Origin of the sequence: Arsenicicoccus sp. UBA2120 (genome assembly GCF_002330965.1) — a bacterium.
Classification (GTDB): Bacteria; Actinomycetota; Actinomycetes; order Actinomycetales; family Dermatophilaceae; genus Arsenicicoccus; species Arsenicicoccus bolidensis.
On the sequence record NZ_DCYC01000051.1, the window covers coordinates 1 to 21,153 of the forward strand.

General features: G+C 67.9%; 18 protein-coding genes and 1 pseudogene. 4 read left to right on the forward strand and 15 right to left on the reverse strand.

The window, feature by feature from the left end; all coding sequences use genetic code 11:
* The 6 genes and pseudogenes from B2P18_RS07050 to B2P18_RS07075 all read right to left on the reverse strand — a co-directional run.
* Nucleotides 1–1,319 (reverse strand): tyrosine-type recombinase/integrase (locus B2P18_RS07050; protein ID WP_286957542.1); only part of this gene is annotated, 1,319 nt, incomplete at its 3' end.
* 70 nt (nucleotides 1,320–1,389) lie between these two features.
* On the reverse strand, nucleotides 1,390–2,475 hold the full coding sequence (locus B2P18_RS07055) for a tyrosine-type recombinase/integrase (protein ID WP_154594527.1): 1,086 nt from the start codon (nucleotides 2,473–2,475) through the stop codon (nucleotides 1,390–1,392).
* Nucleotides 2,476–2,525: 50 nt separating this feature from the next.
* The gene (locus B2P18_RS07060) at nucleotides 2,526–2,999 is read right to left on the reverse strand and encodes a DDE-type integrase/transposase/recombinase (protein ID WP_286957556.1); all 474 of its coding nucleotides are present in this window, start codon (nucleotides 2,997–2,999) and stop codon (nucleotides 2,526–2,528) included.
* A 256-nt stretch (nucleotides 3,000–3,255) separates the two neighbouring features.
* Nucleotides 3,256–3,549, reverse strand: coding sequence for an IS3 family transposase (locus tag B2P18_RS07065; protein WP_037215733.1), 294 nt, complete (start codon nucleotides 3,547–3,549; stop codon nucleotides 3,256–3,258).
* 69 nt (nucleotides 3,550–3,618) lie between these two features.
* A pseudogene (locus B2P18_RS07070) lies at nucleotides 3,619–4,017 on the reverse strand (helix-turn-helix domain-containing protein); the annotation flags it as partial.
* A 152-nt stretch (nucleotides 4,018–4,169) separates the two neighbouring features.
* Complete coding sequence (locus tag B2P18_RS07075; protein WP_019287878.1) at nucleotides 4,170–4,997, reverse strand: SDR family NAD(P)-dependent oxidoreductase; 828 nt, start codon at nucleotides 4,995–4,997, stop codon at nucleotides 4,170–4,172.
* 53 nt (nucleotides 4,998–5,050) lie between these two features.
* On the opposite strand from B2P18_RS07075, the gene B2P18_RS07080 reads away from it, so the two are divergent.
* Nucleotides 5,051–5,578 (forward strand): TetR/AcrR family transcriptional regulator, encoded by a 528-nt coding sequence (locus tag B2P18_RS07080; RefSeq protein WP_019287877.1) that lies wholly within the window; start codon nucleotides 5,051–5,053, stop codon nucleotides 5,576–5,578.
* On the opposite strand, the gene B2P18_RS07085 is transcribed toward B2P18_RS07080, so the two are convergent.
* The gene (locus B2P18_RS07085) at nucleotides 5,579–5,734 is read right to left on the reverse strand and encodes a hypothetical protein (RefSeq protein ID WP_019287876.1); all 156 of its coding nucleotides are present in this window, start codon (nucleotides 5,732–5,734) and stop codon (nucleotides 5,579–5,581) included. It abuts the gene before it with no gap.
* A 230-nt stretch (nucleotides 5,735–5,964) separates the two neighbouring features.
* Here B2P18_RS07085 and B2P18_RS07090 point away from each other — a divergent pair, with 230 nt between their 5' ends.
* Complete coding sequence (locus B2P18_RS07090; RefSeq protein WP_029212752.1) at nucleotides 5,965–7,869, forward strand: ATP-dependent nuclease; 1,905 nt, start codon at nucleotides 5,965–5,967, stop codon at nucleotides 7,867–7,869.
* 567 nt (nucleotides 7,870–8,436) lie between these two features.
* On the opposite strand, the gene B2P18_RS07095 is transcribed toward B2P18_RS07090, so the two are convergent.
* The 7 genes from B2P18_RS07095 to B2P18_RS07125 form a co-directional block, all read right to left on the reverse strand.
* The gene (locus tag B2P18_RS07095; protein WP_286957562.1) at nucleotides 8,437–10,836 is read right to left on the reverse strand and encodes a copper-transporting P-type ATPase; all 2,400 of its coding nucleotides are present in this window, start codon (nucleotides 10,834–10,836) and stop codon (nucleotides 8,437–8,439) included.
* Between the two features lie 61 nt (nucleotides 10,837–10,897).
* Complete coding sequence (locus tag B2P18_RS07100) at nucleotides 10,898–11,953, reverse strand: cytochrome D1 domain-containing protein (protein ID WP_084413011.1); 1,056 nt, start codon at nucleotides 11,951–11,953, stop codon at nucleotides 10,898–10,900.
* Nucleotides 11,954–12,203: 250 nt separating this feature from the next.
* Nucleotides 12,204–13,172, reverse strand: a complete 969-nt coding sequence (locus B2P18_RS07105) for a F510_1955 family glycosylhydrolase (RefSeq protein ID WP_019287871.1) — start codon at nucleotides 13,170–13,172, stop codon at nucleotides 12,204–12,206.
* 69 nt (nucleotides 13,173–13,241) lie between these two features.
* Entirely contained in the window at nucleotides 13,242–14,768 is a 1,527-nt protein-coding gene (locus B2P18_RS07110) for a multicopper oxidase family protein (protein ID WP_019287870.1), read from the reverse strand.
* A 157-nt stretch (nucleotides 14,769–14,925) separates the two neighbouring features.
* Nucleotides 14,926–15,180 (reverse strand): hypothetical protein, encoded by a 255-nt coding sequence (locus tag B2P18_RS07115; protein WP_019287869.1) that lies wholly within the window; start codon nucleotides 15,178–15,180, stop codon nucleotides 14,926–14,928.
* Between the two features lie 121 nt (nucleotides 15,181–15,301).
* Nucleotides 15,302–16,396, reverse strand: coding sequence for a sensor histidine kinase (locus B2P18_RS07120; RefSeq protein WP_019287868.1), 1,095 nt, complete (start codon nucleotides 16,394–16,396; stop codon nucleotides 15,302–15,304).
* Between the two features lie 53 nt (nucleotides 16,397–16,449).
* Nucleotides 16,450–17,160: a response regulator transcription factor gene (locus B2P18_RS07125; protein ID WP_019287867.1), complete on the reverse strand. Its 711-nt coding sequence runs from the start codon at nucleotides 17,158–17,160 to the stop codon at nucleotides 16,450–16,452.
* A gap of 143 nt (nucleotides 17,161–17,303) precedes the next feature.
* Between B2P18_RS07125 and B2P18_RS07130 the strand changes: the two genes are divergently transcribed.
* On the forward strand, nucleotides 17,304–17,543 hold the full coding sequence (locus B2P18_RS07130; protein WP_019287866.1) for a hypothetical protein: 240 nt from the start codon (nucleotides 17,304–17,306) through the stop codon (nucleotides 17,541–17,543).
* Nucleotides 17,544–17,756: 213 nt separating this feature from the next.
* Here B2P18_RS07130 and istB read toward each other — a convergent pair whose 3' ends face one another.
* Complete coding sequence (istB, locus tag B2P18_RS07135; RefSeq protein ID WP_029212756.1) at nucleotides 17,757–18,518, reverse strand: IS21-like element helper ATPase IstB; 762 nt, start codon at nucleotides 18,516–18,518, stop codon at nucleotides 17,757–17,759.
* 432 nt (nucleotides 18,519–18,950) lie between these two features.
* On the opposite strand from istB, the gene B2P18_RS07140 reads away from it, so the two are divergent.
* A complete protein-coding gene (locus B2P18_RS07140; RefSeq protein WP_205621900.1) occupies nucleotides 18,951–21,113 on the forward strand; it encodes an NACHT domain-containing protein in 2,163 nt (720 codons plus the stop codon).
* The last annotated feature ends 40 nt before the right edge of the window (nucleotides 21,114–21,153 follow it).

A 21,153-nucleotide genomic window follows, 5' to 3' on the forward strand; every position in this document is an offset into this window, starting at 1 on the left:
CACTGAACCCGGGGCGGTTCATTTTGTCCGAGTCGGCGTCCGTGGGCGGTGAACAGGAAGTCCGCGGGTCGCCCGGTGCGTGGGTGCGGGATGGGTCGCCCAGGGCTGCGGGTGGCGGTGATGCGGTCGAGCAGGGCCAGGATGTCGGGGTCGATGGGGACCATGCGTTCGGTGTCGAGTTTGCCGAGGGGGATCTTGAGCCAGGACCCGGCAGTAGGGACGTCGATGACGGCGTCGAGCTCGAGGTCGAGCAGCTCGCCGATGCGTAGCCCGCACGCGCGTTGCAGCAGCAGGGCGTCGGCTGCGAGTCGGTTCGGGGAGTCCTCGAGTGCTTGTTGCAGTCGCCGGTCCGCGTCGGGGGCCAGGAACCGGGGCAGGGGTTGAGGAAGGCGTGGGATGTCGCTGCGGTACAGCAGTTTTCGGGTGGGGGCGGTGGGCCATCCCCACTCGGTGATGTCGGACAGGAAGTTGCTGACGGCCAGGATCCGGCGTGCTTGGTCCGCGCGGGTGATGATCGCTGCGCTGGTGGTGCTGCGGGTGGTCGTCAGGGATGTCATCCAGGGTTCGATGTGGGTGCATCGGTCCAGGCGGTCCGGGGTGAGGGTCGCGTCGATGCCGGTGACGTAGGTCGCGAACCCGGTCAGGCGGGTCGCCAGGCTGGACACGGTCCCTTCTTTGCAGGTCACGGCCTTGCGGTGCAGGTAGGCGATGATGATCGACTTCATCGGGTCCGGCACTGCTGCGAGGCGTCGTTCGTAGGACCAGCGCGACTGCGCGGGCGGTGGCAGGGCGGGCAGGACCCCCATGTGGAACAGCACGGCCCGTGTCGCGGTCGCGGCCCCGCGGTAGTGCTTCCACGTCCGCCCGGTGTCCCGTTCACGATCACGACCCGCGATGGCCAGGGCGACGAAGTCCTCCTCGGATAGGTCGTGCAGACGTTTCCCGGTCGCGAACAGCAACCTGGCCAGGACCTGACTGGCCATGGCCGACGCGGTGCGTTGGGTGTATCCCTGGGCGCGGGCCGTGGTGATGAACTCCTGCAGGTCGGTTCCGATGCGGGTGCCGGGCACGTCGCGCCAGATCGAGGAGAGCTTGCGGTGCACCAGGTAGTCCCAGCCGGGGTTGATGCGGCCGGTGACGAGCAGGAAGGTGATGAAGGGGCGCGTGGCCGTCCCGGCGGACAACTGCACGTCCAAGGACTCGAGTGTCCAGTCGAGCGGGTGCGGCCAGCGGCGAAGGAAGCCTCGCGCCGCGGTCGTGTAGGCGGGGTTGCCCCGCCCGGTCGCGGCGAGGTGCTCCTCGTACGCAGCGAGCACCACAGCCGCCGGTTCGTTCGCCGTGCCGGCGGGACACGCGTTTGCCGGGCTTGCGCCGGGGCGGTCGGTGGGGTCAGGTGTGGCGTGCGCGGCTGCGGGCGGCATCGTATTCGGCTTTCACGTGGGTGGGTGCCAGGTGGATGTACCGGGCAGTGGTGTCGACGTGGGCGTGCCCGAGGAGGGCTTGCATCACAGCCAGGTCGACACCGGCTTGGGCCAAAGCTGTCCCGAAGGTGTGTCGAAAGGCGTGGGGTGCTGCGGCGGGAACGTCCGCGGTCGCGCGGTGGTAACGGAACACCGATCGCAGGCCGGCCGGTGTCAACGGACGGCCACGGTTGGCCCCCTTGGCGACGACGAACAACGCGGACGTGGTCGTGTCGGGGCGTTCGGTGAGCAGGTAGGCGTTGATCATCGCGGCGACGTCCTCGTCCAGGGGAACTCGACGGTCCTTGGCGCCTTTGCCATGCACCGTCAGCCACCGGCCGCCGATGTCGACATCGGTCACGGCCAGGGACAACACCTCGCACGAACGCAGCCCGCAGTACAGCATCAGACCGGCCATGGCCAGGTCCCGCCGCGAGTGCAGGCTGTCCAGCAGGGCCGTGCACTCGGCCGCGGACATGGCGCGGGGAAGTCGTCGCGGGGTACGCACCCGAAGACGCGAACGCGGTGCAGGGCGGCGTTTCGTGTGACCGAGCAGGCCCGAGCGTTCCCCTGGCGCGAACCACGACGAGGCGCGGCCCTTGGGGATCGGGGACACCCGGGCGGGGTCACGCATGCCGAGGAACTCGTACAGGCCACTGACTGCGGCCAGGCGCAGGTTGATCGAGGACGGGGCCAGGCGATCGACACGTTGCCCGTTCAGATCCACCACGTTCGGGCCCGCCCGCCCCGCGACGTGCTCGTCGCGGCACGCGGACAAGAACGCGAGGACGGCGTTGGTGTCGACCTGCTCGACCGAGCGGCCCGTCGCGGCCAGCCAGCGGGTGAAGGCCAGCAACCCGTACCCGTACGTGCGGATCGTCGCGGGTGAGTAGCCCCGATCTGCCAGATACCCCAGATACGCGTTAGCGTCCGCGACCACCCGCGGGTCCGAGCTGGTCAACCGCCACGACCGCGCCTCGTCACGCACCAGGACTACTGCCGCAACACCACTCATGCCTCATCCCTACGCCCGAACACGCAGGTCAGCGACCTCACCCGACGCGATTAGCCGGTTAACAGGCAGGCACCGACCCGTCCCATGGACCCGACGAGCTGGTGGCGGCCCAGGCGGTGGACGAATCTTCGACTTCGAGATTGCGAGCCTCGGTCGCTGTGCACGATGCCCCCGGCCACATCGACGCCGTCAGCGGCGCGGCGCGCGACGGCTGAGTTCAACGCCGTGACAGCCAGGTGCGACGTCATCCGTGAGTCGATGCTGTAGCCCACGATCCGCCCGGAGCAGGCGTCCTTGATCGCGCAGAGGTACAGCTTGCCCTCACCGGTCCAGTGCTCAGTAATGTCGGTCAGCCACACCCGATTCGGTGCCGCCGCGCTGGTGAAGTCGTGGCGGACGCGGCCCGCCTCGCCCTCGACCGCGAGCCGGTCATCGTGCACCGGTGGTCCGGGCCGCGGACGGGCCGAGCCGAGCGCTTCTTCCCGAAGATCGACCACCAGGCGTTCGCTGAGCAGATCCGCCACGCCGTGCGAGCCGACATGCCCTTCCCGGCGTCGGCGGCTTCCTCGTGGAGGTATCGGTACCCGAAGGCGGGGTCATCACGGTGGGCGTCGAACAACGCGTTCGCGCGATGCGCCCAGGCCAGCTCGGAGGCGGTGACCGGGGACGTGAGCCACCGGTAGTACTGCGTACGACACAACTTCAGCACCCGGCACGTCACCGACACAGGCACCCGGATCCGGGCTCCCTTGCCAGCCAGCTCGCGGACGAGCGAGAACATCATTTTCGGGGGAGGTTCGCCTGCGACAAGTACGCCGCCGCGCGCCGCAACACCTCGTTCTCTTGCTCCAGCAATCGGTTACGGCGCTTGAGCTCACGCAGCTCGGCTGCCTGCTCACTCGTCACGGCCGGCGCGGTGCCGTCCTCGACGTCGGCGCGTTTGAGCCAGTTGGTCAGGCACGACTCGCTGATCCCGAAGTCAGCAGCAATCTGCTTCAACTGCTGACCCGGCTCACGGTTGCGAGCGACCCGCACGACATCGTCACGAAACTCTTTGGGGTAGGGCTTGGGCACGGTGTCCATCCTTCCAGCAGCGTCCCTCGACGCCACAGATCAGATGTCACCTATCCGTGCAGCAGTCCCCCCGGGGTGGGGGTGCTCGTACCGGCGGACGGGTTCACCGGTGGCCCGGTCGACGTAGGACAGCCGGTTCAGGCGCGCCGTGGTGAGGATGCGATGCACGGTGGAGGGTGCGATGTCGAGTCGGGAAGCGAGCTGAACGGGTCCTTCCCGCAGTCGCATTCGTAGGCTCACGCACCGCTTTGACACCGTCTTCGCGGTCTTGTTCGGCGACGATCTTGGGCGTGACGACCGGTCCTGCATGGACTCGCCGGCCCGGTAGCGGTCAACCCATCGCTTCACGGTCGGCCAGGACACCTGGAAGCGGGCGGCGACCTCGCTGATCGGCCACCCGTCCTCGAGAACGAGACGAGCGACCTTCAGGCGGTGACGTGGTGTCAGAGCCGCGTTGGCGTGGCTGATAAGTCCTCCTCAGAGCGGGAAGGCAGGCCACCGAAGTGGCCTGCCTTCCGGGCAATACATGACGCGACTGCGAACGTGGAGCGGTCCGCCGCTGAGGGCCAGCCTGAACGACTCCGCTCAGTCGATGAACGCAGCCGACTGTTCGACGCCGGTCAGTGGTCGACCTGGAATCCCGGCTGACCTGCATAGTCCTGCTGGCGTTGATCGAGGACCATGCGGATCTGGTCGGCGGCTCCCTCGCCGAGGACCAGCCGCAGGGGCCCTTCTGGTGCTGTGACGTGGGCAAGGATCCCCTCGGCGATGGCCTCCGGCGACGACCCGCCGCCCGTGGCCCCAGGCTCACTTGGCCATGGCACGACGGCGGTTCCAAAGAGTCGTTCGCGCAGCTCGTCATACGCGGGAATTGGTGCACTGAACTGCATCCCCGAGGTCGCCCACTGGGTATTCATGGCACCAACCTCAACGAGGGTGACTCGAACACCCATCGAGCTCACCTCGCCCGCCAAGGATTCGGTAAACCCCTCGAGACCCCACTTCGCGGCGTTGTAGAGCCCGAGCAGGGGCATGGCACCGACTCCGCCGGTCGACGAGATCTGAACGATGTGACCGCTGCCCTGGGTGCGCATCAGTGGAAGAGCAGCCTGCGTGAGCCACAAGGGGCCGAGAAGGTCGACGTCGAGGATGGACCTCGCCTCCTCCTCGCTGACCTCCTCAGTTGCACCGACGAGGCCATAGCCCGCGTTGTTCACCAAGAGGTCGAGACAGCCCGCGGTCTCGTGACCTTTCAGGATGGCCCGCCGGCACTCATCCCGGTCGGCCGGGTTGAGCCGCACCACGCTCAGAGACGGGTGCTGCACAGGGAGCACGCCCCGCCGGCTCGTTGCAACGACGCGATCACCCACAGCCAGCACCAGTCGGGTCAACGCAAGGCCGAGGCCGCTGCTCGCACCGGTGATGAACCAGGTCTTCGGTGTTGTCATGGGCCCATTCAAGCACGTTACGAGACGGTGCGTCTCGTTTCTATACTGGTGGCATGGCCCGCCCTGCCACCGCCGCTCGCGTTCTTTCCGCCGTCCTGCGCCTCGCAGAGCGCGGCGGCCCGAACGCACTCACCATGGAAGGCGTCGCGGCCGAAGCCGGCGTCGGCAAGCAAACGCTCTACCGCACATGGCCATCGATCCATGCACTCCTGTTCGACGCACTTGCGACGGAATCTGCTGTGTCCGAATCCGCGGGCAGCTACCCCGAGCTCTTCGAGGCGCTGAAGGCGACCAGCGCCGAACTCGCGTCAGAACCGCGAGCCTCGCTGCTACGGATGCTGGCCGCCGCAGTCCAGAGCGACGAGGTGATCGCACGTCAGTTCCACACCGCCCTTCTTCAGCGCCAGCAGCAGCAGTTCGCGCGGGTGGTTGCTGCCGACGGACTCGACAATCCCGAGCGAGCCACAGAGCTTCTGCTAGCCCCCCTCCTGTACCGATGGTTCCTCCGACTGCCCCCTCTCACCGACGGCGAGCTGGCAGACCACGTCGAATCCGTTCGACGCATTCACCGGCCCGATTGATCAACGCCCCCGGTCAGTACACCGCGTGGGCCTGGCCTGGGGGGTGACGTGCACGAGGGCGTGCTGGGCACAGTCGTCCTCGGCGGCCAGGGTTCCCAGGGCCGCGGCGAGTCCTTCGAGGATGTCCACGGATCGCCAGACGTCGTGCTTAGGCATCCCGGGGTCGGTGGCGATGGTGAGGTGGACGTGGAGAGAACTTCCGTGAATCCCTGACTAGGGACGATGCAGGGTGGTCGGGGCTCTGTCCCTAGCGTTGCAGCCTATTGTCCACGGGACCGCGAGTCACTGGGTTGGCCCCGTGAGTGCGGGAGCCAGGACCGCGCAGTTTGTCGGACCCCCGCCGTAGGCTTCGACTCAACAGGTTCGCGCAGAGGATGGGGTACACCATGAAGTTGCTGAAGGTGGCGATCCGTCGGTATCGCAGCATCGAGGAGATGGACGCGTTCGAGGTCGAGCCGGACGTGACCTGCCTCGTCGGGAAGAACGAGTCCGGCAAGACAGCGGTGCTCCAGGCGCTCAACAAGAGTCACTCTCACGACGGTGCCAGTTTCGATGAAGGGCTCGACTATCCCACGACGCGCACGAGCGAGAGGCGGAAGGCCGAGGGGAAAATGAAGGTCACTACCCTGACCTACCTCCTCGATGACGGCGATGTCCAGTCGGTGGAGGACTGGATGGGTGAGAGCGCGCTGTCATCCAGGACGATCACGGTGACGACGCTCTACGACGGCAGCAGCACTTGGGCAGTGGGGCTGGACGAGGAAGCCGTCGTACGTCATCTCGCGCGTGACCTTGACCTTCCCGCTGGTCCACAGAAGGCTGCCAAGGGCTCCAAATCGGTGAGCGGACTGGTTGAGGTCTTGGAGGGACTGGAGGACCCGAACACCGAGGCAACCGAGGTGCTGGCTCGGGTGGCCAAGTGGCGGAAGTCGTCTCCCATGCTGGGTGTGATCGACCTCCTGATTCAGCGACGCCCGAAGTTCGTCTACTTCGGTGAGTACGACTCCATGCCGGGCGAGATCAACGTGAAGGAACTCATCGCCCACCGTGACGCTGAAGACCTGAGCCGGGGCGAGCGCGCCTTTCTATCGCTGCTCCACTTGGCGAGCGTCGAGCCGGAGGACTTCATCAACCCGGAGAGCGACGAGCACCTCATCCGCGACGTGGAGAACGCCTCCAACGGGATCACAGAAGAGGTCTTCACCTACTGGTCGCAGAACACGAACCTGCGCGTCCAGTTGCGGGTAGGTAGTTCGACAACGGGTCCCTACCCAGGGCCGACGATCCAGATTCGGGTGCTCAACCAGAAGCACAACGTGACGGTCCCGTTCGATGAGCGCTCGCGCGGCTTCGTATGGTTCTTCTCGTTCCTCGCCTACTTCTCCGAGATCGAGCAGGAGTCGAGCCGTCCCCTGATCCTCCTGCTCGATGAGCCAGGCCTGAGTCTTCACGCAAAGGCGCAGGCAGACCTCCTGCGCTTCCTTGACGAGCGACTGGCTCCCGGGCACCAGGTGCTCTTCACGACGCACTCGCCGTTCATGGTCGACCCGCAGAGGATGCATCGCGTACGCACGGTGGAGGACCGCGAGGATGGCGGCACGACCGTCTCGGCAGACGTCCTGAAGGCTGACAGTGACACGGTGTTCCCACTCATGGCCGCGATGGGAGTCGACCTCACACAGACGCTGTGGGTGGGGCCCAACGTGCTTCTGGTCGAAGGGCCATCCGATGTGGTCTTCCTGACCCACCTCAGCGAAGCGCTGCGGTCGCAGGGTAGGGAGGGCCTCGATCCCCGCTGGGTAGTGACTCCCGGAGGCGGCATCTCGAAGTTGCCCTCCTTCCTCTCCCTCTTCGGGGCCAACAAGATGAACGTTGCGGTGCTGACGGACTCCTCGCCCAAGGAGGCCAAGACGATCCAGCGCCTGAAGGAACTGGGCCGTCTTGGGAACACGGGGATCGTCCAGGTGGGCGAAGTCCTCAACAAGCAGGAGGCTGACCTGGAGGACCTCTTCACTGATGCCGTCTATCTGAAGTTGGTCAACGAGTCATACCAAGGAGTTTTGAAGGGCCGTAAGGTTGTCGCCTCCGATATCCCCAAGGGAGACCGGCTCACCAGTCGAGTCCAGGAGTACTTTGCAGCGGAAGGCATCAACGGTGGACAGTTCAACCACTACGCCCCTGCGGGTGCCCTGATGCGCGGGGCGCTTGGCAAGGCGTCCCTGGCCACTTCGACGCTGGACCGGGCCGAGGAGTTGATGCGGCGACTCAACGCCTTCCTCCCCGTGGTTTGACCCCTCGCGCGGAGTCGCGCCACAGGAACGGTCAGCGAGAAGCCGTCACGCTGCCACCGAAGCCGTAGGTCCTGAGCTCGCGTGCAGGCTTCTTCGCGGGTGGGAGACCGAACACCCGTCGTGCCTCGTCCATCTCTCGCTCCCGCTTCGCGCGTGGACCCGCCACCTGTTCGGCATGCCCGCCGGGGCGGCCTGCGGCGAGGCGACTTTCCCTAATGGCGTCGCAACCTTCATCGACGCCTACCGCGCCGCTCTGGACTTCGGGCCAGCCTAGGTTGGCTATGTCAAGCCGAATTGGCCCCGCAATGACGGTGTGATTCGGCCCCACCTGAGAGACAGCAGGACCCACGGGATGCGCCTGTGTCTCGTGGCTCAGTCGGTGACGGGTGCGATCCCGACGCGCTGATTGTTCGCGATGAGCGGCGAGATCCCGCCCCGCGCTTCGCGCGGGCAACGTGCCCCGGGGCTGAGTTGCGGGGGGACGGGATCCGGACTTCATTGGTTGTAGCGCGGCTTGAGTCGGGTGCGTGACCCCCTGCGTTGTGCTCGACGGCCTGGTGAGGGGCGTCAGCGGACCCTCCGGAGGCGCAGTGCGTTCGTGATGACGCTGACGGAGGATAGGGCCATGGCGGCGGCGGCGATGATCGGAGAGAGGAGCCAGCCGAGGGTGGGGTAGAGGATGCCGGCGGCGAGGGGGATGCCGACGACGTTGTAGACGAAGGCGAAGACGAGGTTCTGGCGGATGTTGCGCATGGTGGCTCTGGAGAGCTGGCGGGCGCGGACGATGCCGGTGAGGTCGCCGCCGAGCAGGGTCAGTCCGGCAGACTCGATGGCGATGTCGGTGCCGGTGCCCATGGCGATGCCGACATCGGCGGCGGCGAGGGCGGGTGCGTCGTTGACGCCGTCTCCGGCCATGGCGACGACGTGGCCGGCGCCCTGGAGGCGTCGGACGACCTCGTGCTTCTGGTCGGGCAGGACGTCGGCCTCGACCTCGTCGATGCCGAGGCGGGCGGCGACGGCGCGGGCGGTGGTGGCATTGTCGCCGGTGAGCATGACCACGCGCAGGCCCTGGTCGTGGAGCTGGGTGATGGCCTGGGGTGTCGTGTCCTTGATCTCGTCTTCGATGGCAAACAGGGCTGCGGTGATGCCGTCGACAGCGAAGGCCACGACGGTGGCTCCGGTGGAGCGGAGCTGCTCGATCTGGTTGGTGATGTCGACAGTGTCGATGCCACGGGTGGCGAGGAAGGCCGGGCTACCGAGGGTCACGGCGTTTCCGTCGACGCTTGCTGTGACGCCGCCGCCGGGGTGGGCGGTGAAGTCTGTGACGAGCAGGGGGTGGGCGGGCGTGGGCGCTGCCGTGGCGATGGCGCGGGCGAGGGGGTGCTCGGACCCGGCCTCGGCGGCCGCAGCGAGCCCGAGGGCTCGCTCGGGGGCCATGCCGGTCAGGGAGAGGGTCGTGGTGAGGGAGGGGCGACCTCGGGTGAGGGTGCCGGTCTTGTCGACGACAACGGTGTCGACCTTCTCCATGCGTTCCAGGGCCGCGGCGTTCTTCACGAGGACGCCCTCACTGGCTCCACGCCCGACGCCGACCATGACCGACATGGGGGTGGCGAGGCCGAGGGCGCATGGGCACGCGATGATCAGGACGGATACGGCGACGACGATCGCGTAGGTCAGGCGCGGCTGGGGGCCGACGAGCAGCCAGACGACGAACGAGGCCACGGCCACGAGGATCACGGCGGGAACGAACCAGGCGGCGACGCGGTCGGCGAGGCCCTGGATCGGTGCGCGAGAGCGCTGGGCCTGGGCGACCATGGCGACGATGCGGGACAGGACGGAGTCGGCCCCGAGGCCGGTGGCCTCGATGACGAGGGAGCCGCCCTGGGCGATCGTCCCGCCGACGACAGCTTCGCCGGTCGACTTCTCGACGGGGACGGGCTCACCGGTGATCATGGACTCGTCGACGAAGGCGGCTCCGCTGGCGACGATTCCGTCGACGGGGACCTTCTCGCCGGGGCGGACACGGACCTGGTCACCGGTATGGAGCTCGTCGATGGCGACCTCAACCTCGGTGCCGTCGGGGCCGACCCGGCGCGCGGTGGCGGGGGCCAGCTCGAGGAGGGCGCGGATGGCGCCGGAGGTCTTCTCCCGGGCGCGCAGCTCGAGGACCTGGCCGACGAGGACAAGGGCGACGATGACGGCGGCGGCCTCGAAGTACACACCGATGGTGCCGTCCACCTGACGCAGGGTGGGTGGGAAGAGGCCCGGCGCGAGGACGGCGACGACGCTATAGAGCCACGCCATGGACACGCCGAGGGCGACCAGGGTGAACATGTTGAGCGAGCGGGCCCGCACCGAGGCGACGCCCCGAACGAAGAAGGGCCAGCCGGCCCACCACACAGCGGGGACGGACAGGGCGAGCTGGACCCACTGCCAGGTACGCCCCTCCATGAGCATCGATGGGCCGGCGAGCAGGTGCGGGGCCATCGCGACGACCAGGATGACCAGGGACAGCGGGGCCGCCACCCACAGCCGGCGCGTCATGTCGCGTAGCTCGGGGCTGGGGCCGTCGTCGAGGCTCACGGTGACGGGCTCGAGGGCCATCCCGCAGATCGGGCACGAGCCAGGTGCGTCACGCCGGATCTCGGGGTGCATCGGGCACGTGTACTCCACGTCCGCGGTTATGGCCGGACTCCCGGCGGACGGCGGAGTCTGCGTGGCTGCGTCGCCGTGGTCCGTGGGCTGAGGAGCGCTGGCACCGTGGTGGTGCTCATGGGATGCGTCGCCGTCTCCGGCCGCGTCGTCGGCGCTGGCGGCGACGAGGTTCATGCCGCATCGGGGGCACCGGCCGGGAACGTCGCGGGGGACGTCCGGGTGCATCGGGCAGGTGTAGCGTCCGCGCCCCGACCCCTCATCCGTCATCAGGGACGTCGCGTCTGGGTCGTTCTCGTGGTCGTGGCTGGTCATGACCGCTCCTTGGTCGCGTGAGTACCCGTGTCAACCGGATACCCCATGGGGGTATTTCGCGTCAGTGGTGGCCGTCGTGTCCGTTATTGCCAGGGGCCATCGTCACGGCGACGTCGGGGCGGGGCGTGACGACGGTGCTGGAGTAGCTGATGCCGTTGGGGCCGGCCTTGACGGGGATCGTGGCGGTGACGGCGAGGGTCGTGAGGTCGATCGCGGAGACGGAGTCGGCGTAGGTGTTCGTGACGAAGGCGTAGCGACCGTTCGGGGCGATCACGATGCCGTGGGCGCCCTTCCCTGTCGTGATCGTCTTCGTCACGGTGAGGGTCTTCGTGTCGACGACCGAGACGGTGTCGCCCGGCTTGTCCTGCGTGCCCTGGTTCGCGACGAGGACGTACCGGTCGTCGGGGGTGACGAAGGTCTGGATGGGGCCGGGGCCGACCGGGACCGTACCGACGAGCGTGCGGGAGGCCAGGTCGACCTTCGCGAGCTTGTTCTCGCCGCTCAGGGACGCGTACACGAACCTCCCGTCGGGGGAGAAGGCGACCTGGGCGGGTGCCTTGCCGACCTCGACGGTGCCGGCCACCTTCCGGGAGGCGGTGTCGATGACGCTCAGAGTGGTGCGGCCCATGTCGGCGACGACGAGGGTCTTGCCGTCCGGGCTGAGCCGCATGCCGTGCGCCTTGGGGCCGACAGGGATGGTCGCGACGACCTTCATCTGCATGGCGTCGATGACGGAGATGGTGCCGTCACCGGAGTTCGACACGTACGCGGTCATGCCGTCCGCGCTGGCGACGACGTGCGCCGGGTGGGACCCGACCTTGACGACGCCGTGCTGCGCGAGGGACGCGGCGTCGAGCATGACGGCCGATCCGCCGCTGCTGCTGCTCGTCGCCCAGATCATCGGCATCGAGGTCATGGCCTGGACGTTGTGCGGACCGGGGACGCCGGTCACCGTCGAGGCGACCTTCAGCGTCGCCGCGTCGATGACGCTCAGGCTCGATCCCTTCTCGTCCGCGACCCAGATCGACCCGGTCAGCCCGGTCTTCGACGCCGGCGACGCGGGGGTGGACGAGGTCGTGCCCGACGGGCCCGTCGAGTCGGATGAGGACAGCGGCATGGACATGGTCGTCGAGGCGGAGGCTGCGGCAGCCGTCGACGATGCCGGTGACGTCGGCGATCCGATGGTCGACGAGGTGGAGCCGGGTCCGTTCGTGCCACCGCAGGCGGCCAGGAGCGCGAGCACGGGTGCGGCGAGAGCGATCGTGAGGGCGGTTCGGCGAGAGCGCGAGGTCATGAGCGTCCTTGGGGTGAGGTGGGATGGCGGGCCGGAGCGCACGTCGGTCCGCGGCGATCGGGGTGGAGCGGCGTCAGGCAGGGTGGGTCGTCTTTCCACCGTCGGTCGAGGAGACGACGCCCTGGGCGGTGGCGACGAGGATCTCGCCGGACGCGGTGACGGCGAAGGCGACCGGCTGGGAGACCGTGACACCGGTCGCCGCCCAGGTGGTGCCGCCGTCGTGGCTGGCGGTGAGGGCGCCGTCGGAAGCGAGCCCGTACACCATGCCGTCGGACGCGAACCCGGCCAGGGCCGGTTGGGTTCCTGATGCCTCGGCCCACGTCGCGCCTCGGTCGGTGCTGGTCAGGGCGCCCTGTCGGGTCGTGGCGATGATCCTCGTGCCGTCGGGCGAGACCGCCAGCCCGAAGGGTGCTGCGGGGATCTGAACGTCGGTCCAGGACTTCGCGTCGGTGCTGATGCGCAGCCGGCCGTCGAAGCCTGCGATGAGGCCCTTGCCCGCGCCGAGCGCGTGGAAGTCCGACTCACCGGCCCGCGACATCGACGTCCATGTCTTCCCCTGGTCCGTCGACTGCAGGAGCCCGACCGGGTTCGGCAGGTCGGAGCCCTGTCCGGGGTGGCCCGAGGCATAGAGCGTCGGACCGACCGCGACGAAGCCCATGAGGTCGACCGACGGCGACACCTTCTCCCAACCGCCGGGCGTCCCCCGGTAGGCGCCGTCGTGAGTGGCGAGCAGGATCGTGCCGTCGCCGGCACGCGTGAGCCCGTGGACGTGCTCGCCGGGCAGTGCGCCCTGCGGGGCCCGGACGGGCACCGCGGCCGTCGGTGCGGTCGACGCACCGGTCCCACCGCTGGTTGCCGCAGCAGCTGGCTGCGTACCGGACGAACCAGCCGGGCGCTCCGCCGAGGTCGGCGGAGCGGCGCCCTGCACGGATGTCGATGTCGTCGGGGCGGTCGAGCCGGGGTCGGCCGAGCCGCCGCACGCCGTGACGAGCGCAACCACGGGCACAGCAGCCGTGAGCGCGAGGGCGAGGTGTCGGGGCATGATCCGGATGTCTTTCGTGAGCGGTGGGTCGGCCCGATCGCAGGGTCGGGGCCGGGGGCTGGGTGGGCCTCAGGCGTAGCGAAGACTGGTCATCATGCCGAGCTCTGCGTGGTAGATGTTGTGGCAGTGGTACATCCACGTGCCGGGGTTGTCGGCTTGCAGGTCGGCCTCGACGGTCTGCATGGGCAGGACGAGGACGGTGTCCTTGCGCAGCCCGCCGCTGGCGGGCAGGGCCCAGGTGTGGCCGTGGATGTGCATGGGGTGGGCCATCATCGTCATGTTCGTCATCCGCATCCGCAGCCGCTCTCCCTCGCGCACCTGCATGGGTGTGTCCTCGCCGAACTTTTTGCCGTTGATGCCCCACGCGTAGGGCTTCATCTGCCCGTTGAGCTGGACATCGACCGTGCGGGCGGGGTCCTTCGAGGACAGCTTCGCGGCGTCGGCCGCGGTTAGCGAGGTCCCGACGAGAGCGGCACCGGCAAGCTCGGAGACCGGGGTCGATGGGGTTGGGGCTGTACCGGCACCCGTGCGGACCACGGCGAGGGCGGGTGTGCCCTTCTTTCCCTCGGGCGCGGCGGCGAGGGGGAAGGCGCCGTCGGCGAGGGTGACGAGGACGTCGTAGCGCTCTCCCATCGCGATGTACAGGGCCTTGGTGTCCTGCGGCTGGACGGCGTAGCCGTCGGAGTGCGTCACCGTCATCGTGTGCCCGCCGAGAGCGACCTTGAAGATCGTGTCGGAGCCGGCGTTGATGAACCGGATGCGGACCTTCTGGCCGGGCTTGGCGGTGAAGGTCCTGGGGGCGGCGGGGATCCGCCCGTTGATCAGGTAGTGCGGGTACGCGATGTCGCCCGCGTCCCCGAGCGGGGAGGCCATGCCGTGGTCCATGCCGGACATGTCGTGGTTCATGCCCGTCGAGATCGGGCCGGTCTTGGCCTGGAAGTCGGCGAGGATCGTGTCGGGGTTCTTCCCGCCGGGGATGCCGTCGGTCCAGTCGTCGAGGACGACGACCCACTCGGCGTCGTAGCCGCCCTTGTCCTTGGGGTCGTCGATGACGAGTGGTGCGTACAGGCCGCGGTCGATCTGGACGCCGGTGTGCGGGTGGAAGAAGTAGGTGCCCGCGTCGGGGGCCTCGAACTCGTACAGGTAGCGCGCGCCCTTCGCGATGGGCTGCTGGGTGACGCCGGGCACGCCGTCGGCGACGTTGCGGACCCGGATGCCGTGCCAGTGGACGCTCGTGTCGCTGGGCAGCTGGTTGTCGACGGTGATGCGCAGCAGGTCGCCCGCGGAGGCACGGAAGGGGGCGGTGCCGAGCTCGTCGGTGTACGCCCAGGTGTTCGCGTGGATGCCGCCGAGGTCGAGCGTCACGGGGCGCGGACGAAGGGTGGCGGTGACGACCTTCTGGCCGGGCTTGGGGGTCAGGGGCGTCGCGGTGGGGATGGCGCCCATGGCGTGCCCGGTGCTCGCGCTGCTCGTCGTCGCGCCGCCCATGCCGGGCATGTCGCCCATCGACGAGCCCGACGAGCAGGCGGCGAGGGCTCCGAGGCTAGCGAGGCCGAAGCCACCGGCGAGGATCTGGCGACGAGTGAGTGCGGTCATGTCATCACCGTGGAGGGCAGGTGTTCACGTTCCCCTGGGCTTGTCATGAAGGTTCGATGAAGATCGCCGGACCCCTTCGGGACGGGGACGCCGCTGCCGGCCCCCGGGCAGGTGTCCTGGGGCCGGAAGCAGCGGGTGCCGAGCCGGTCGGCAGTGGTCAGTGCGTGTGCGGCAGGTGCGAACCGCGCACGTCGGTGGACGCACCCTCACGGGCTGCGTCGGCCGGTCCGGATGTCGACGGGTGGCCGTGCTGGTGGCCGCCCATGATCATCATGACCATGTGCAGTGGGCAGCTCAGGACCAGGGCGGTGATGATCGCGTCGGAGACGGGCCGCCCGAGCGCGAGCAGCACACCGGCGATGACGACGGCGGGGGCGAACATGAGAAGCATGTGACGGGTCGAGGTCTGCATCGTGCTCTCCTTCGAGGAGCGGGTGGATTCGCCGAAGCGGTGTCCCTACCCTCTGGCTGCCGTGCCGGGGGTCTCGTCGTCGTGGGACGAAGAAACGATGAAGACCGCGACGGCGCGCACGCTACGAACCAACTGCCGCGGCCGGCAGGGTCAGCACGAAGGTCGCGCCGTGGCCCGGACCCCGGCTGTGCGCGGTCAAGGTGCCGCCGTGGGCGACGGCGATGGCCCTCGAGATCGACAACCCGACCCCCGTGCCCGTCTGGCTGTCGTGGGGGCGGCTCGTGTCGGCCCGGTAGAACCGCTCGAACAGATGCGCCAGATCGTGGGCATCGATGCCGATGCCCGTGTCCTTCACGACGATCCGCACCCACTCACCGGCATCGGCGGGGATGTCGGCGCTGGCGTTGACCTGACCACCCGAGGGAGTGTGCTGCAAGGCATTGCGCAGCAGGTTGTCGACGACCTGACCGACCCGGGCACGATCGGCACGCACGAGCGCACGGCGGCCGGATGCCGTACCGCTGTCGATGTCGAGGACGACCCCGGCGTCGGTGTACTGGGGGCCGAAGGCGCGCCCCGAGGCCGCGAGGACCTCGCTCAGGTCGACGAGCTCCCGGTGCAGGTCCAGGCGTCCCTCCTCCGCGGCGGACACGTCCTTGATGTCCGAGGCGAGTCGGGTCAGACGGCTCAGCTGGTCGTGAAAGACCGACACGGTGTGCTCGTCGAGGTCGACGAAGCCGTCCTCGAGCGCCTCCACCGTCACCCGCAGGCTCGCGATCGGTGTCCGCATCTCGTGGGCCAAGTCGGTGAGCATCCGGCGCCGTGCCTGCTCCGAGGCCGCGATCCGTTCCGCCATGTCGTTGAAGGCCTCCGTGACGGCATCGAGCTCTCGGCTACCCCCCACAGCCGGCACCGGCTGGTTGTACACCCCATGCCCGACCCGCTCGGCGCCATCTACGAGGGCGTCGAGGTGCCGGCCCAGCCCGCGGGTCAGCAGCCCGCTGACGACGACCGCGCCAAGAACCGCGATGATGACGCCGGCGCCGAGACCGACCACACCGGCATCACGAAAGGCCGTCTCAGCATGGTCGAGAACACCTGGCTGCTTATCGTGGCCCGCCTCGCGCATGTGCAGGTCGAACAGCGGCGGCGCGACCAGTGCGGCCACGACGACGACCGACAACGCCATCGCCGCGACCACGACCCCCTGAGCCATGACGAGCCGTCGGGACAGGGGCATGGCCCGGCGCCCCGGCCGGACCGGCGCCACTAGCCCTGCCCCATCCGGTAGCCCACGCCGCGCACCGTCCGCACAAAGCGAGAGTTTGCGGAATCGTCGCCCAGTTTCCTCCGCAGGTGAGCGACGTGGACATCGACGAGGTGCTCGTCCCCGACCCAGTCGACACCCCAGATCTCGTCGATGAGCTGCCGACGGTTCCACACGAGATTCGGTCGCGCAGACAACGCGTCCAGCACGTCGAACTCCGTTCGGGTCAGACCCACCTCGGATCCCGCGACGGTGACCTCGCGGGCCCCCGGATCGAGGATCAGCTCGCCGAATACCCGGCGAGCCTGCCCGACAGAACGGCCCGATGACGCGGCGCGTGGCCTCCTCAGCAGCACCTGAACCCGCGCCACGAGCTCACGCGCGCTGAACGGCTTCGTCATGTAGTCGTCCGCCCCGACCGACAGGCCCACCAGGGTGTCGACCTCGTCCGTCCGTGCCGTGAGCATCAACACGTAACAGTCCGTGAAGGTCCGCACCTGACGGCACACCTCAACCCCGTCCAGGCCCGGAAGCCCCAGGTCGAGGACGATCACCTCAGGCGACCAAGACCTGGCAACCTCCACGGCGCTGAGCCCGTCACCAATCGATCGGGCCTCCATCCCGGCTCGCGACAGATAGTTCACCACCGTTCCCGCGAGAACGGGTTCGTCCTCGACGACGAGGACGCGGGTGCTGGTCGGTTCGGTGGTCATGGCGCCAGTGTGGCCGGAGCTCGAGTGGTGGCCAACATGCTCGGACCGATCTTGAGCAGTTCTTCATACGGTCCCGGTACGAACTCCACCTGCAACGCATTCGATAGGTCCATCGACACGCCCGTCGACCGGAAGGAGAGGCCATGTTCACCACGATGTTTCACGAGATGTCCTGGGGCTGGGTATTCATGATGACGATGATGCTCCTGTTCTGGGGCGGGATCGCCGCGCTCGTCTACTGGTTGGTGACCGCGCCCGGCGAGCGAGCCACGGCCACCGCCACGTCGACCGCGTTGGCCGTCCTCGACGAGCGGTACGCCCGGGGCGACATCGACGAGACGGAATGGCGCCACCGCAGAGCCGCCCTCGATGGGAAGGAATGACCCGCCCCTGCGCGTCGTGTGCGGTCGGTCGATGGTGCCGGCGGCACACGTCGCGCAGGGCTCGCGCACTGACAGATTTGATGCACGTGAAGGCCCCATACGGGGGGCCAGTCGTGTTGGAGACGGGTACGGCGAGCCCCCGCCCCGGCTGGTCAGACCCACGGGGGCGGTAGCCGCCCCGCGGCGGCTACCGCCAGCGGGGAGTGGGCGGTGTCAGCCGACCTGATTGCGTGCGCGGGTGTGGGCGAGTCGGTAGGAGTGGGTGCCGGTTTCGATGATGGTGCCGTTGTAGGTGAGGCGGTCGACGATGGCTGCGCACAGGCGGGGGTCGGTGAAGGTGTCGGTCCAGCCGGAGAAGGACTGGTTGGAGGCGATGGCGATGGCGTTCTTCTCTTCGCGTTCGGTGAGGACTTGGAAGAGGAGCTCGGCGCCGCGTCGGTCGAGTTCCATGTAGCCGAGCTCGTCGATGAGCAGGAGGTCGACGCGGCCGTAGCGGGCGATGGTCTTGGCGAGCTGTTTGTCGTCGGCGGCTTCGACGAGCTCGTTCACCAGCCTGGTGGCGAGGGTGTAGCGGACCCGGTAGCCCTGTTCGGCGGCCGCGGTTCCCAGGCCGATGAGCAGGTGGGACTTGCCGGTGCCGGAGTCCCCGATGAGGCACAGGGGGTCGCCGCGGCGGATCCAGTCGCCGGTGGCGAGTTCGTGGATGGTGGCGGGGTTGATCGCGGGGTTGGCGGTGAAGTCGAAGTCGGCGAGCCACTTGTCGCGGGGGAACCCGGCTGCTTTGACCCGGCGTGCGCTGGAGCGGCGGTCGCGGTCGTCGACCTCGGCCAGGAGGAGCTCGGCGAGGAAGCCTTGGTAGGTGAGCTGTTCTTTCGTCGCGACGGCGAGGGCTTCGTCGACGACGGCGCGCACGGTGGGGAGGCGCAGGCGGCGGCAGGCTTGGTCGATCGCGGCGATCGCTGCTTCTTCGGTCAGTCCGCGCCGTCGGCGCAGGTTCCGGCTGGCGTGGACCGAGTGCGGGCCGGCCGTGGGCCCGGGCCGCGAGCCGGACGCCGCGGCGGCTGAGGTCGCTGTGGGGGGTGTGGAAGGTGTGCTGGTCGGGGTCATGGGGTTCCTGTCCTGGCAGATGCGGGATCGCCGAGGCGCGTGCACAGTTTGGGGAAGGGTTCACAGACGCTTGGCAGCGTCGGTGGAGCCGCCACATACCTGTTGGAGGACCCAGCACTTTGCACTCTCGTTCGTGGCGCGCCGGGGCAAGGCAAGTCGACCCTCAGCCAGTACGTGTGCCAAGTACACCGCAACTCGTTCGTTCCCGAGGGGCAAGCGCTCGATTCCTTGCCGAAGCTTGAGCATCCGCGCTTCCCTGTACGCCTGGACCTGAGCGACTATGCGCTCTGGCTCGGGGGCATGGACCCGTGGGACAACCCCGAGAGCGGTAGCCTGCGCAAGAAGAGAGCACCGCGGGGTCGGGAGGCGACGGTTGAGTGCTTCATTGCTGACCTCCTTGCTCACGAGAGTGGTGGTCTCACCGTGGGGGCGCAGACTGTGCAGGACATCTTTGATCGCGTGCCCAGCCTCGTCATGTTGGACGGTCTCGACGAAGTTGGCAGCGTTACTCTGCGCCGCAGAGTTGTCCAAGAGATCGATAAGTTCGTTGATCGCGGGAGCGCCAGCCCCAACCCACCGAAGGTAGTGGTCACAACTCGACCCAGCGCCGGTGAACTCCCCGAGCCGTCACCCCAGCGGTTCGAGATCTTGGCCCTGAATCAACTCACCGTCGAGCAACGGAACTCCTATCTGCGTAAGTGGTGCGGGGTACGTGGTATCCAGGGGAGGGAAGGTCGCTCACTTCGGACTAGCTTCAAGGAGAAAAGCAGCGAGCCGTACATCAATGAGCTGGCTGGCAACCCGATGCAGCTGACGATTCTGCTTGATCTGCTTCACGAGCAAGGTGCGGCCACTCCCACCCAACGGACCGACCTATACGACAAGTACGTCGACCTCCTACTGGCCAGAGAGGCCAACAAGCATCCCAAGTCGGTCCGGGAGCACAAAGAGGAACTGCTCGAGATCATCCCGTTCCTGGGATGGTACATCCATGCGCACACCGAGGACTCACAGATCAACGGCCGGATGAGTGTCGATGAACTCAAGGCGGCCATGCAGCACTTCCAGCGAACTTACGGCAATCGTGAGTCCATCGTGGACCAACTCTTCGAGGGGGCCAGCGACCGCTTGTGGGCCTTGACCAGCAAGGTTGATGGGACCTACGAGTTCGAGGTCCTCTCACTGCGCGAGTACTTCGCCGCACGGTTCCTCTACCTGTACGCGGGCGAGGGCTCGAAAGACTTCGACCGCGCCGACGTCCTACGTGAGTTGCTCAGGCGGCCCTTCTGGCTCAACACAGTGCGGTTCTACGGCGGAAATGCGAAGGGCCACGAGATCTACGCACTCACGGCCGGGATTGAGGAGGAGCTCAAGACAAGCGCAACCCCCGCGTCCTTCCTTGCGGCATGGGCGTTGCTCACCGATGGCGTGTTCCTACGCCGCCCACGGGAAGCGCGCAAGGTGATCGCGGCCGTCTGCTCCGATGTGGGGTGCGAGGTGCTGCTGTCGGCTCTGGACCGTCATGACATCGTCGCGCTCCCGGAGATGCCTGATTTGCCGGAAGAAGACGGCCCAGACCCCACTTGGGCCAGGCTCACGTCCTTGATCCGTCAGGATCCAGGTGACGGCGACAATCATCAGCGGGTCCGTGTCCTGCGCGAGCTGCTCGGCCGCCGAGGTGACTTCGACGCCTGGTGGTGCGAGCAGACAGCGGCGGCCATCGGCACTCCTCAGCAGGATTCCTGGTTCAAACTCGGCGGCGATTGCGAAGCCGGCGCGGGGAAGCCAGCAGCATTTGAGAAAGTCGAGCTCAGCCCTGGGACGGCCGAACTCATCCTCAGTACCGGGCTCGTCCCCAAACCGGGAGGCGAGCTGGAGTCGGCGCTACTTGACGCTGTGCTGGACGGGGAATGCCCCGACGTCACCTCGACGCGGTCGTTTCCCGCGCAAGTCGCAGTCGCACTGTCGCCGCGAGGGTTCTTGGCCAGCTCTGCGAGTGCTTTCGGCGACGGCGATGAGCAATCAGCCAGGCGGAGGAGCGAGGCGCTCAAGCAGCTCGGGCGAGCAGGTTCCGAGTACTCGGAGATCGCCAAGAAGCGAGCTTTCAAGGCTGGGCACAAGGGCAGCACTTTCCCCTGGTCCGAGTCAGCGGCGGCGCTTTACTCGCATGCCCGTCGATGCTGGCTCGCTTCGGAGATCGCAATCATCGGCGCGGCCTCGCCTTTCCGAGAGGGGTACACGAGGAGGCCTGGCTCGACGCCGTTCGGCACGGCGGCGGATCCGTCCGAACTGTTGGCGCAGTCGCGTGCTAACCAGAGCAATGCTCGTTGGTGGAAGGAGCAACGCGAAGCGGTTGACGACGAGCTGGGGATGGCCGAGTGGGCACTCGCTGTCTGGTGCGTGGCATCCAGCGAGGTCGTGACAGAACTGCTGCCGACGCTGAAAGCGGCTCTTCCGACCTGAGTGTGGGTTTATGGGGTGAGTCCGCCGGCGATGAGCAGGC